Below are 12456 nucleotides of genomic sequence, written 5' to 3' on the forward strand. Positions count from 1 at the left end.
CAAGTTTGTTGCTTGAGTGAGGGCAGACAGTGCCGGAAGATTAATCGAAAAGGCTCGAAACGGACTCTTCCGAGGCCGTTCGCGAGACGGCTTCGCCGATCAGATCGGAAATCGACAGCACTCGAATATTGGGTGCAGCTTCGATGGCAGGGGTTGGCTGAATGGAGTCGGTAATGACCAATTCCTTGAGCTTCGAACTGGCGATACGGGCGGCGGCCCCGCCAGATAGTACGCCGTGCGTTATATAGGCGGTGACGCTGGTCGCGCCCTTTGCAAGAAGCGCTTCGGCCGCGTTGCACAGCGTGCCGCCAGAATCGACAATATCGTCGAACAACAGGCAATCCTTGCCGCGCACATCACCGATGACATTCATGACTTCGGACTCGCCGGGACGATCACGTCGCTTATCGACGATGGCGAGCTGCGCATCGATCCGTTTTGCCAGAGACCGGGCGCGTACAACACCGCCGACGTCGGGCGAAACCACCATGACATTCGACTTGCCGTAATGTGCGCGGACATCGCGGGCAATGACCGGAACAGCATAGAGATTGTCGGTCGGGATATCGAAGAAGCCTTGGATCTGGCCAGCGTGCAGATCAAGCGTGAGGACGCGATTTGCACCTGCTTCGGTGATCAGATTGGCCACCAGTTTTGCGGAAATCGGCGTGCGGGGGCCAGGCTTGCGATCCTGACGGGCATAGCCGAAATACGGAAGAACGGCTGTGATACGTTTGGCCGACGAACGGCGGAACGCATCGATCATGATCAGCAATTCCATCAAATGATCATTTGCCGGAAAAGAAGTCGACTGCATGACGAAGACGTCCTCGCCCCGAACGTTCTCCTGAATCTCGACGAAAATCTCCTGGTCGGCGAAACGGCGGACGCTGGCCTTGCCAAGAGGGATATTGAGATATTTGGCAACAGATTCGGCAAGAACCCGATTGGAATTGCCCGCGAAGAGTTTCATGCCGTATTTTCTCCACGTCTTTTTCAGAGCGCAGCCAAAGTAAAGGGTATGGCGGGCCTTTTACTGCCCTTGACGCACATTGCAAGCGGGCAGTCAGGATTCATACACAATTCAGCGAGAATATCGCCTTAAACGTGTAAATATGTCACGTCTTGGCGCCCGATACCCAGGCCATATAACCTTGGATAGCCTTGTCAGCGATGCCTTCCATAACCTTCGGGGGGACGGTGCTCCACGGGTCAGTTCCTCCTCCAGGTACCTTTTCTTGACCCTGTATCCGGTGCAGCCGTGTGCCGGCTGGATCAAGTACATCCCATACGTAGATGATCGTCGTCTGGTTGCCATCGGGGAGAGCAGAAAAATAGCCCTTCATGATGTGCGTGTTGTCGGTGTCGCCGGCTGTGCCGAGCGTGATGCCTTTTTCCTTGGCAAGCGCCGACAGACGTTGCGACAGTGGCGTAGCCGCAGCGATAGGTGCGCCGACAATGGGTGCAAACCGCAACTTTGCCGTGCGCTGCGCTCCGGGCGCAGCTGGCGCCCCGGTCTGGGTGGCTCCAGAGGCCGTCGTGGTTGTGTTCGAGGTTGCTGGCGTCGTTGCGGGAACGGTGCCTGGTGTTGCCGTAGCTCCCGGTGCGGGTGTTGTCTGGCTTCCTTGCGCTGGCGGGAGATCAGCTTTGGAAACGCCAATAGGGGACTCTGAACTATTACACGCTGTAAGTATGAGACCGGCCAGGACTGCGAATACACATGTCAGTGAGTTGCGAGACTTCATTTACTCAAACCCCGTCATGAGTCACCAAGGTGCTCATTTGCAAGCAAAAACAGACAAAAGTTTTATTTTACGATCAAGTCAAGAGATTGGCGGGAAAGCGGCTCCGCCTGGCCATTGGTCGTAAGGTAGGTGCGGCCCAGCGTCATGGCTGTATTGCTATCGGAGTCCATGATGATCATGTGCGCAAACAGTGTCATATCGGGCTGGATACGTTCGGGATTTCCGGAATAGAACATCGGCATGTCCATCCACGAAGGTGTGAAGCGGGCACCCACCGAATAGCCGCAGGCGTTGAGACGGTGGCGGGTCAATTCGTGCGCCTCCATCACCTTGGCGTGAGCATCGAATACATCGCCGAAAGTAAAATCAGGCGTCATTGCAGCTTCTACAGCTTCAAGCGCTTCGTGTGCCGCGTCATAAAGCTCCTGGTGCCGTTTCGATGCCTTGCCGGTTAGTATCGTGCGCATCATCGGGGCGTGGTAGTGGCGATAGACGCCGGCCCATTCCAAAGTCAGTTGATCATTTTTGGTCAGCTTGCGTCGCCCGGATTTGTACCGGCAGAGAAGGGCGTCTTCACCCGAGCCAATGATGAACTCGTTGGCCGGATAATCGCCGCCGCCCGCAAAGATGGCCGATTGCATGGCAGCAAGTATCACGCCTTCATCTGCACCGGCCTTCACGAGTTTTAGCGCAGCATCGAGCGCTTCGTCGCTCAGTTCCGCGGCCTTGCGGCTATAGACGATTTCGGCGGGGCTTTTGAGCACGCGCAACTTGTCGACAATGCCTGATATGTCGACAAGTTGCCCGAATGCCGTGAGCTGTTCGTCAAGCTTCCGACCGTTTGCGGCGGTAAGTCCATGGGTCTGGTATTCGATACCAATACGGCAACCAAGCAAATCGAGATCATTGAGAAGTTCGCGCAAATCGGCTGCGGGATTGGCGTTGTCGCGGTCTGCCCACACGATTATGTTTTCGATGTTCGAAGTTTGCCGCGCTTGTCTCAAATCCGCGGAACGGGTCATCAACACGTTGCTGCCATCTGCCTTGACGACCAGGCATTGGAAGAAACAGAATCCGAAAGTGTCGTAGCCGGTGAGCCAGTACATACTTTCTTGGGCAAACAGCAAGACCGCATCAAGCTTCTGCTCGGCCATGACCATCATGAGCCGGTCCCGGCGCGCAGCAAATTCTTCCGGTTCGAAATGGAGGGCCATATTCTTACTCCGTGATCGTAATCGCTGATATCTGCCGGCCGTAGTCAGCTTCCTTGCGGTGGGTCGTCCGGCGGTAGGAGAAAAACTGCTCCTCATCCGCGTAGGTGCACTGTTGAAGTCCGCAGGCCTCTACCCCCGCACGTTCAAGCCGCGTTATGATAAAGGCCCATAGGTCAAACATCTTGTGACCATTATTGGCCGAGTCGCGGAAAAACCTTCTATAAGAGAGGTCGGTTCTAATGAACTGGTCATAGAACTCTGCTCCAACTTCGTAGTTGTCGGGGCCGATCGTTGGGCCAAGAACAGCCTGGATCCGGTCGCGGCGTGCGCCCAGGGCAATCATCGCGTCAACAGTATTTTCGAGAATGCCGTCGATGGCTCCGCGCCAGCCGGCATGCGCTGCGGCCACCACTTTTGCCTCACTGTCAGCAAAAAGGATGGGTCCGCAATCGGCAGAAAGAGCACCAATGACGATGCCGGGTGTGGTGGTCACAATGGCGTCGGCCTTTGGCCTGTCCCCATTCAGCGGCGTCGTGACGGTAACGACATCAGACGAATGAACCTGATGGACGGTGACAAGCTGTGATAATGGCGCGCCCAGAGATTCAGCCACGCGCCTGCGATTCTCCTTGACGCGATCCTGATCGTCATTTGAACCGCTGCCCACATTCAGGCCGCGATAGATGCCATCAGACACGCCGCCTTGGCGTGTAAAGAAACCATGGGCGATTCGGTCTTTTTCAGGGGATCCCAGCAAGGAGGAACGCAGCGGTGCTGGTTTGTCTGACGTTGTCATACCGAATGCCTTTCAAGGGAGCGGATGGTGGTTGAGCAATCGATTGAAGTCAATTGCCAGAATTTATTTCACTTCGAATGGGAAAACATGTGTTGCCGGATCGCTCACACACAGCACCTTGAACAATGTTCCCATCTGTTCGGGGCTCACCAGACGTTCGACGTCGAGGCGAATTTGTTCCTGGACCTCCGCCGGTTTGTGTTGGCCCAGCGCTCCGGCGCGATCAAGCAAGCCCATGGCCAGCAAAAAATCGCCTTGCGTCATCGCACTGGTCTTGCAACCTTCCCTGCGCGCAGCCAGCGCGAGAGCATGAAAATCCACATGGGTGGTGATATCGGCTGCGCCTGGAATATGCAGGACATCGACAGAGTTATGGTGGCTGAGCGCTTGCAGCGTATCGCCAAAGCCCTGTTGCAAATGTCCGTAGTCGAACAACAGGGCTGCACCTCGCTCATGATGAATACGCGCTGCAATTTCCTGCATGAGGGCATTGCGGGCTGGAGCGATCTCGAAAATACTCCCTTCCGGAGCGATGTCATTGCCTGGCGGAAGCAGGGCTGCCTCAATCGAGCCGGAACCGGCAGCAAAGACAAGGTTTTGCTCTGCATCGAGCGCTAGCACGCGTTCGACAAAACGCCCTTTCGTCTTCACATATTGACGTGAGGGGATGGCATCGAAAAGCTCGTTGGCGATGGTAATCAGCGGCCCGGACGGTAGATCGCCAAAGCTCTTGTTCCAGACGATGTCACCACTGTGTTTTCCCAGCATCTTTTGCTGAACCCGCGTCAAACGATCGCTGATCTCCACCATATGGATCTTGGCGGCGGCGATGAAATCCGGTGCGATCTTGTTGGCCGTGCGGATGAGATCTTTCATAAGTGTGCCGCGTCCGGGCCCAATTTCGCACAGAATGAAATCGCCTGGCGACCCAAGCGCATGCCAAGTGTTGACACACCAGACCCCGACGAGTTCGCCGAACATCTGGCTAATCTCGGGCGCCGTAATGAAATCGCCATCTTTGCCGAATGGTTCGCGCGTTGTGTAGTATCCCGCGTCTCGATCGAATAGACACATCGCCATATAGCCAGCAACGCTAATCGGGCCATTGGCCTCGATTTGCCTGATGATGCGTTGCCCGAGATTCATCTTCCGGTTGCCACCTCAGGGTTGCGGGCAGACAAGATGAATGCCAGTCCGACCAGAACCATGGGAACGGAAAGCACCATCCCCATCGTTAGCCAGCCGCCGTAAAGGTAACCAAGTTGCGCATCCGGCTCCCGGAAAAACTCGACGAAAATGCGCGATAGCCCGTAGAGGGTGACAAATGTTCCGCCGATAAATCTCGGGCTTTTCAGCTTTTGGCCGTAAAAGATCAATAGAGCTAAAACCGTAAACAAGACTATTCCCTCGAGACCTGCCTCATAGAGCTGGCTCGGATGGCGCACGAACGGGCCGCCTGTCGGGAATATCATGCCCCATGGTACGTCTGTCGGGCGACCCCATAATTCGCTGTTGATGAAATTGGCAACGCGTACAAGGCCGAGACCAACGGGCACACCTGCGGCGATCGTATCGAGCATGCTGTAGACGTTGATCCGGCGTGAGCGGGCAAAGAGCACCATGGCGAGAATCGTGCCGAGCATGCCACCATGGAACGACATGCCGCCTTCCCAGACTTTGAACATGTCGAGCGGATGGGCGATATAACGGGCAAAATCATAGAACAAGATATAGCCAATGCGCCCGCCGAGAACGACACCGAGCGCTGCCCACAGGACGAAATCGTCCAAGTCCGCAGGCTTCATCGGTGGGGTATTGTTTGCCCAAAGCCGCGGCTTGCTGATGAGCTTCTTAGCGTACCACCAGGCGAATAGAATGCCCGCCACGTAACCAAGGCCATACCAATGTACCGATAGCGGACCCAAGTGGAATATTACGGGATCGATATTGGGAAATGCGATCGCGGCAAACGTCGGTAGAAGTATTTCGCTCACAAGGCACTCCATAGTCGCGATTCAATTTGGCGGGACCATGCGCGAGGGCAAGAACAGCGTCAAGTTGCTCCTCCGGTAACATTTGCGCGTGACCGATCCTATGCCAACTTGCTTGCAATCGCCTGGCGCGGCGATTATTTGATTGGGAAACGAGAAAGGTGTCCGCCGATGACCAATGGATCAAACCGCGTTCTTGATGAACTGGCAAAGCTCGTGACCGATGCAGCCGGTGCTGCTCAGGGTGTGCGGCGCGAAGTCGAGACGGCATTTCGCGGTCAGGCCGAACGTTTGCTCAACACGATGGATGTTGTTCAGCGCGAAGACTTTGAAGCTGTGCGCGAAATGGCTATCCGGGCGAGGGCGGAAAACACTGCACTGCTGGCGCGCATCGAGGCGCTCGAGGCGCTGGTAGGCCAGAAGGGAAAAGCGTCGAGCGATACTCCTGAAAAACCGGCGGCTTCCGGTCGCACGAAGAAGGCCTGATACCGAACAAGCACGGAAGCCTGTTCGGCAACCAACAGGCAAACGCTCGTCTTGTCTCGATTCCAGCGCTTTAGGCGTTACCGCTTTCCGCCAATTTTTGCTGGCCCGCAGCTATTGCGGCTTCTTGGGTATCGTAGGGCCCCACTCTGTTTCCCTCTTCTTGATCGATGGTGATCACATAGTACCACCGTCCATCGTCATTTTTCTGAGTTGCGGTTACCTTCGTATTTGGCTCGCTTGTCATCGCCACCTCCTGTCACGTTACACGGTTTAGGTAATCTAGATGATTTGGATATCGGAGATATGACGAACGCTCGACGCGGGCTTGATGCTTGCCGGCGGAAGACGTTGGGATCAGGTTGCCCATTATCGGATTTTTCGATGCCCCTTTTGCCTATCCCCAAAATAAATCTTAAGTATTTATCAACAGGTGGAAATCGCCGAAAATCGTTGTCTTAGAGTCAGTTAAAGGCAGCTCGTGAATCTTTTTCCGAACTTCTGTCCACATCCATTCCCACCATTCGACCAAAAGGGGACTGGCGCTCGGACTCAGCATCAATACACTGAAATTACAGCATGATTCGTTTCGGCGATCATGTGGCGGTTATCAAGGTTTGTTGCCGCGGCCCGGCTGGCGCGTTCTGCCTGTTCATTGGGTCTAAGCGTTTGGTGTCCTCTGGGTTGGTGCGCTGTGTCCCCGCAGCTTCATACGAGATTCGATTTAGCAGGTAATGGCAATGAGCCTTCTGGAAATAGAGATTGCGCGCGATTTACATCCAGTCGATGTGATCGAGCATGTGGCCCATGCCAATGAGTGGGCATTCGAGCGCACTGGAGAGGACGAGATTGCCATAACGGTAGAGGGAAGCTGGACCGATTATCAGATTTCCTTCTCGTGGATGGAAGATTTCGAGGCGCTCCATTTAGCCTGCGCCTTCGACATTGCGATCAGCGAGCCGCGGGTCAACGAAGTGATGCGCTTGCTGTCGCTGATCAACGAGCAACTGCTCATGGGCCACTTCGATCTTTGGCGGCAGGAGGGGGCGGTTATGTATCGTCAGTCACTGCTGTTGTCCGGTGGTGCCGAGCCCACGAGCAAACAGGTCGAAGTGCTGCTTTCCAGCGCGCTCGACGCCTGCGAAACCTATTTTCAGGCATTCCAGTTCGTTGTCTGGTCTGGTTCGACGGCCCGGGAATCGCTCGACAGCATCCTGTTCGAGACAGTAGGCTCGGCCTGACCAATCATTCAGGATCAGTAGAGTGGCGACAATTACCTTTGATGATTTCGAGAAAGTGGATATCCGCGTCGGTACGATCGTTGAAGCCGAAACCTTTCCCGAAGCACGCAGGCCCGCATTCAAATTGAAGATCGATTTTGGTCCCGAGATCGGGATCAAGAAATCGTCGGCTCAAATCACCAAGCACTACATGTTGGAAGAGCTCAAGGGCCGGCAGGTTATAGCGGTGGTCAATTTCCCGCCGCGCCAAATCGGGCCGTTCATGTCCGAAGTGTTGACGCTCGGTTTTCCGGATGAAGAAGGTGCCGTCGTCCTCGCCGCGATCAGCAAACCCGTACCGAACGGCGGCAAGCTCTTTTAGACAACAAAGAACCATACCATCGCACGGAATGCGATGGTATGGTTTAGCGATCATTCCGGCGGGAGGATTCTACGCCATCAGATCGTTTTCGCGGCCATCTCCTTGGCAATGTAATCTGCTTGCCGAATTGCAAGGCTGACGATCGTAAGCGTCGGGTTTTCCGCGCCGCCGGTGGTGAATTGGCTGCCATCAGACACGAACAGATTTTTGATGTCGTGGCTTTGGCCGTGCTTATTCACTACGCCATCTTTGGCTTTTTCGCTCATGCGATTTGTTCCAAGATTATGCGTCGACGGGTAGGGCGGGGTCGGGAAGACGCGGGTTGCGCCAACGGCCTCGTATAGAGCCTTGCCCTGTTCATAGGCATGATCCCGCATTGCTATATCGTTCTCGTGGTCGCTGAAATTCACATTGGCGATGGGCAGGCCGTACTTGTCCTTCTCATCCTTGTGCAGGGTTATCCTGTTGTCTTCCTGTGGCATGTCTTCACCAACGATCCATAGACCGGCCATATTCGCATATTGGTCGAGCGCTGAAGTGAAGGAACGTCCCCAGCCGCCGGGATCGAGAAAGGCCGCCATGAAGGGCAGTCCGAGCGACAATGTTTCCATTTCATAGCCGCCGACAAATCCCCGTGAAGGGTCGTGGCGTGCCTCGTCCCGAATAATGCCCGCCATGGTGGTTCCGCGATACATGTGGACCGGCTTTTCGAATATGCCGTATACGGATCCGGTCGTATGGCGCATGTAATTCCGCCCTACCTGACCCGAAGAATTGGCAAGGCCATTGGGGAACATGGTCGATTCGGAATTGAGCAGCAGGCGCGGGCTTTCGATCGAATTGCCGGCAACGGCAACGATACGGGCTTTCTGCAATTGCTGCTTGCCATCTTTGTCTGTGTAGAGGACGCCAGTTACCTTACCGCTCTTGTCGTGTTCGATCTTCTGGGCCATGGAGTTCGGACGAACTTCAAGCTTGCCGGTCTTCTCGCCCTTTGGAATCTCTGTATAGAGCGTCGACCACTTTGCCCCCCACTTGCAGCCCTGGAAGCAGAATCCGGTTTGCTGGCACGACATGCGATCGTCGCGCTCGGCGGAGTTGATCGCCATATTGCCCGTGTGGCACTCCTTATAGCCAAGCTTGTCGGCACCAGCTTTGAGTACTTTGAAATTATTGTTGCCTGGCAGACCTGCAATTCCGTTGGTGCGGGTTACGCCCATCTTGTCTTCCGCCTTGGCATAGTAGGGCTCAAGCTCAGCCAAGGTGATGGGCCAATCGAGCAGGTTCGCACCTTTTACTTTGCCGTAGTGGGTAAGCGCTTTGAATTCATGGTCTTGAAAACGCAGAGAAGCACCAGCCCAGTGGGTCGTCGATCCGCCGACGGATTTGACGATCCACGCGGGAAGATTGGGAAAATCCTTGGCGACACGCCAGTCCCCGGAAGTGGTCCGTTTGTCGACCCAGGCAAGCTGACCGAAACTGTCCCACTCATTGTTGATGAAGTCTTCATATTCGTGGCGGGCACCAGCCTCCAGAATAACGACATCGATGCCTTTTTGTGCAAGTTCGTTGCCGAGCGTTCCGCCGCCCGCGCCAGAACCTATGATGACGACGACACTGTCGTCCTTAAGATCAAAAGGTGCAGCCATGGTTTCCTCCCATTAGCTTGAAAGTTCTTGGATTGCGCGCGCTGTTCACAGCCATTCGATGTCACCGAAGCCGCGGGCGATGTAGCCGCCCTTCGAATAGGACTCGCCCTCATAACCGAATAGCGGCCAGATCTCCTCCTGATTGTACAGGCCAGTGACAAGCCCGCCGCGAACCGTTTGAAAGAAAGGCGTGTCTTCGACTTTTCGAAGGATCGCCAGCCGGTCATCTTCCCATCCGAGACCGATATAGCCGCCTTTACCGGCGCGCTTGTCGAGATCGGCAATGCCGTCCTCGATCATCTTCTTGGTCTTGGGGTCCTCTCCTGCCTTGGCGTCGTACGGCTTGACTGCGATGGCATAAAAGCGATCCGGAATATGGTCGTGCGGATAGATATCGCGCGCCAACTGGATCAGAGTCGCCATCGTTTCCGGCTTGAGGTTGGATGTCTCCAGACCCCAGGCAAATTCTGGATGGATGATCGAACTGCCGCTGATCACCAGGATCGCGCCGAGGCCGACTGTACCGCCCTTCAATAGATCGCGTCGCGATAATCCTTGTTTTTCAATTGATTCCGGCATGTCCGGTGCCGCCGCCCTGCGGTTGAAGATGGTAACCATAGACTTTCCTCCCTTGCTTGCTATCGGCGTTCCGGCGGAAATGTCCGTCGGACGCCCTTGCTGGCCGATGGCGTTCCTCCAACACCATTGGCCGGTATTACAAATACCGGCCTTGTCGTTCCAAAACCTCGATCTTGTAGCCATCCGGATCTTCGACGAAAAAGAACCGAGCCAGCATTGTGCCTTCGCGTTTGAATTCCACGATATCGCGTATCTTGAGTTGCTGTGCCTTCATGCGAGCGTGCTCGGCGTCCAGATCATCGACGCTGAAGGCCAAATGGCCATAGCCATCGCCAAGATCGTAGGGCTCTGTGCGCCCCTTGTTGATGGTCAGCTCAAGTTCGAAATCCGTCTCGCTGTTCCGCAAATAGACCAGGGTGAAATTGTCGAAATCGAGCCTGTCCACAACGTTCAAACCGAATGCAGACTTATAGAACGATTTCGAGTTCTCCTCGTCGAGAACACGGATCATGGAATGAATGGCTTTTGCCAAAAGCTCCTCCTAGCGAACGATATGCAGCCCGAAAACTATTGTTGCAGTGCCAAGGCTTGTCGGCGATTATGAGCTTGGGAGAACAGAAGTGGTGGCAATCGGCTACCACACCGCGATATGAGCGGAATAATTTTTGCCCATGATGCACTGACGCGCAAAATACCACTTTTGCGCATGGGTGGCGAGCATCAGAAGGCATTCTGGAAGGGAGGTCTTTGGAATGTGTAAGGTATTTGCAGAACAGGATCCGCAAGGCTATCGGCAGATCAACCGTTCTGTGCGCATTGGCGGACATTCGACGAGCATTCAACTCGAGGCAACGTTCTGGAAGCTACTCGATGAGATCGCCGAGAGCCAGAGCATGACAACGCCGCGATTCATCTCCACTCTCTACGATGAGGCTCTGCAGGCGCAAGGAGAGATTCCGAATTTTGCCTCGATGCTTCGCACCACATGCGCGCTGTATCTTCGCGGTGTGCAGACGTGCCCCGAAACAGTCGTTGGGAAGAACCAAACTCTCATTGGCGAACATGCTGCCTAGGCGGGAATCCTGACAACTGCCCTCAAGCCGCCGGCGGGGCTGTCATCGAGGATAATGTCTCCGCCATGACTGCGGGCGATATCCAGTGCTATTGCGAGGCCCAGTCCCGTTCCGCTTGAATCCTGATTGCGTGCTTCATCCAGCCGGAAAAATGGCTTGAACACCTCATCGCGCATCTCCTTCCGTATCCCTGGTCCGTCGTCATCGATCGTTATGGTCAGCCATCCGTCACGGTGATCCGCAGCAACGGAGACGTTTTTCGCGTAGCGGAATGAATTCGATACCAGATTGGAAATCAGGCGGGAGAACGCATTCGGCCTAACCTGTATTTCCGGTTCGCCGCGGATTTTCGACGTGAAGCCGCGTTCGAGCAGAATACCTTCTTCCTTCAGCTTGCCAAATAGCCGCTCCAGATTGAAGGTGCCGGTCTCTTCCTCGGCCTCGCTGCGAGCGAAGGCGAGATAGCCCTCCAGCATCGATTGCATATCTTCGATGTCCTGCTCCATAGCTTCCGTGTCGACCCTGTTGCCGACGAGAGCGAGCTGGAGTTTGAAGCGGGTCAGGATCGTGCGCAGGTCATGGCTGACGCCGCTCAACATCGTTGTGCGCTGCTCGATCTGCCGCTCAATACGCTCGCGCATGACGATAAAAGCCGCGCCGGCCCTGCGTACCTCTTCCGCACCGCGCGGTTTGAAATCCGGGGGGCCGGCACGGCCCTTGCCGAAACTATCGGCGGCGGTGGCAAGCTGTTGAATTGGCTTGATCTGGTTACGCAGGAAAAGGATAGCGATGGCAAGCAAAACGAGGGCGGAGCCCGCCATCCAGACAAGGAATATCAGCGTGTTGGATGCATAGGCTTGGCTGCGGCGTGCAAAAACCCGCAAGACTTTGTTGTCGAGCTGGATGCGGATTTCCACCAGATCGGAATCGCCGATCGTGTCGATCCAGAACGGGCGGTTGATCTGCTTGGTGATCTCTTCGCTCAGAATACTATCGAGAATTGAGAAGAAGGGTTTGGGGCCAGGCGCCGGCAGGGGATCGGCGGGTAGGATTGAAATATTGAGCGATAATCTTTCACGCGAAATGCGGATCAGGTTTTCATAGGCTGGATCTTGAGGATAGGTCTCCATGAGATCGATGATGCCAGCAATGTCGCGCACAACGGCCGTCGAAAGGCGTTGTGTCACGGTCTGCCAGTGGCGCTCCATGAAGACAAAGGCGATCAGCGATTGCAGCAAGACCATGGGAGCGATGATGATAATCAGTGAGCGTGCGTAGAGCCGCTTGGGCATCCAGTGCGCTAACCAGCGCGTGAACTTTCGCC

15 protein-coding genes are annotated in these 12456 nt (G+C 55.2%); 4 read left to right on the forward strand and 11 right to left on the reverse strand.

The genetic code is table 11. From position 1 onward, the window contains the following. Window positions 1–40: 40 nt before the first annotated feature. From J2X72_RS15995 to lgt, 6 genes are all read right to left on the reverse strand, one after another. Window positions 41–973 (reverse strand): ribose-phosphate pyrophosphokinase, encoded by a 933-nt coding sequence (locus J2X72_RS15995; RefSeq protein ID WP_210003107.1) that lies wholly within the window; start codon window positions 971–973, stop codon window positions 41–43. A gap of 145 nt (window positions 974–1118) precedes the next feature. Next, window positions 1119–1745, reverse strand: coding sequence for a hypothetical protein (locus tag J2X72_RS16000; RefSeq protein ID WP_310073408.1), 627 nt, complete (start codon window positions 1743–1745; stop codon window positions 1119–1121). Between the two features lie 62 nt (window positions 1746–1807). Continuing rightward, the gene (locus J2X72_RS16005; protein ID WP_310073410.1) at window positions 1808–2959 is read right to left on the reverse strand and encodes a Xaa-Pro peptidase family protein; all 1152 of its coding nucleotides are present in this window, start codon (window positions 2957–2959) and stop codon (window positions 1808–1810) included. Window positions 2960–2963: 4 nt separating this feature from the next. Continuing rightward, window positions 2964–3755 (reverse strand): peptidoglycan editing factor PgeF, encoded by a 792-nt coding sequence (pgeF, locus tag J2X72_RS16010; protein WP_310073411.1) that lies wholly within the window; start codon window positions 3753–3755, stop codon window positions 2964–2966. Window positions 3756–3818: 63 nt separating this feature from the next. After that, window positions 3819–4901 carry a class I SAM-dependent methyltransferase gene (locus tag J2X72_RS16015; protein WP_310073413.1) on the reverse strand — a complete coding sequence of 361 codons (1083 nt, stop codon included), beginning with the start codon at window positions 4899–4901 and terminating at the stop codon, window positions 3819–3821. Continuing rightward, a complete protein-coding gene (lgt, locus tag J2X72_RS16020) occupies window positions 4898–5761 on the reverse strand; it encodes a prolipoprotein diacylglyceryl transferase (protein WP_405044727.1) in 864 nt (287 codons plus the stop codon). The genes J2X72_RS16015 and lgt overlap by 4 nt, the downstream gene beginning before the upstream one ends. Before the next feature lie 156 nt (window positions 5762–5917). Between lgt and J2X72_RS16025 the strand changes: the two genes are divergently transcribed. Then, a complete protein-coding gene (locus tag J2X72_RS16025; protein WP_112530680.1) occupies window positions 5918–6232 on the forward strand; it encodes an accessory factor UbiK family protein in 315 nt (104 codons plus the stop codon). Window positions 6233–6302: 70 nt separating this feature from the next. Here the strand turns inward: J2X72_RS16025 and J2X72_RS16030 are convergent, their stop codons facing one another. Next, window positions 6303–6476, reverse strand: a complete 174-nt coding sequence (locus tag J2X72_RS16030) for a hypothetical protein (RefSeq protein ID WP_224511718.1) — start codon at window positions 6474–6476, stop codon at window positions 6303–6305. A gap of 493 nt (window positions 6477–6969) precedes the next feature. Between J2X72_RS16030 and J2X72_RS16035 the strand changes: the two genes are divergently transcribed. Together J2X72_RS16035 and J2X72_RS16040 are read left to right on the forward strand one after the other, a co-directional pair. Beyond that, on the forward strand, window positions 6970–7470 hold the full coding sequence (locus J2X72_RS16035; protein WP_112530758.1) for a YbjN domain-containing protein: 501 nt from the start codon (window positions 6970–6972) through the stop codon (window positions 7468–7470). A gap of 13 nt (window positions 7471–7483) precedes the next feature. Then, window positions 7484–7831: a tRNA-binding protein gene (locus J2X72_RS16040; protein WP_310073632.1), complete on the forward strand. Its 348-nt coding sequence runs from the start codon at window positions 7484–7486 to the stop codon at window positions 7829–7831. A 77-nt stretch (window positions 7832–7908) separates the two neighbouring features. On the opposite strand, the gene J2X72_RS16045 is transcribed toward J2X72_RS16040, so the two are convergent. From J2X72_RS16045 to J2X72_RS16055, 3 genes are all read right to left on the reverse strand, one after another. After that, complete coding sequence (locus tag J2X72_RS16045) at window positions 7909–9480, reverse strand: GMC family oxidoreductase (RefSeq protein WP_310073416.1); 1572 nt, start codon at window positions 9478–9480, stop codon at window positions 7909–7911. 45 nt (window positions 9481–9525) lie between these two features. Beyond that, window positions 9526–10098: a gluconate 2-dehydrogenase subunit 3 family protein gene (locus J2X72_RS16050; RefSeq protein WP_310073419.1), complete on the reverse strand. Its 573-nt coding sequence runs from the start codon at window positions 10096–10098 to the stop codon at window positions 9526–9528. 97 nt (window positions 10099–10195) lie between these two features. Beyond that, window positions 10196–10591, reverse strand: a complete 396-nt coding sequence (locus J2X72_RS16055; RefSeq protein ID WP_310073421.1) for a VOC family protein — start codon at window positions 10589–10591, stop codon at window positions 10196–10198. A 220-nt stretch (window positions 10592–10811) separates the two neighbouring features. Between J2X72_RS16055 and J2X72_RS16060 the strand changes: the two genes are divergently transcribed. After that, window positions 10812–11132 carry a ribbon-helix-helix domain-containing protein gene (locus J2X72_RS16060; RefSeq protein ID WP_310073423.1) on the forward strand — a complete coding sequence of 107 codons (321 nt, stop codon included), beginning with the start codon at window positions 10812–10814 and terminating at the stop codon, window positions 11130–11132. Here J2X72_RS16060 and J2X72_RS16065 read toward each other — a convergent pair. Further along, window positions 11129–12424, reverse strand: coding sequence for an ATP-binding protein (locus J2X72_RS16065; protein WP_405044732.1), 1296 nt, complete (start codon window positions 12422–12424; stop codon window positions 11129–11131). The genes J2X72_RS16060 and J2X72_RS16065 overlap by 4 nt on opposite strands. Between the last annotated feature and the right edge of the window lie 32 nt (window positions 12425–12456).

The sequence above is a fragment of the Phyllobacterium sp. 1468 genome, from assembly GCF_031455525.1.
GTDB lineage: Bacteria > Pseudomonadota > Alphaproteobacteria > Rhizobiales > Rhizobiaceae > Phyllobacterium.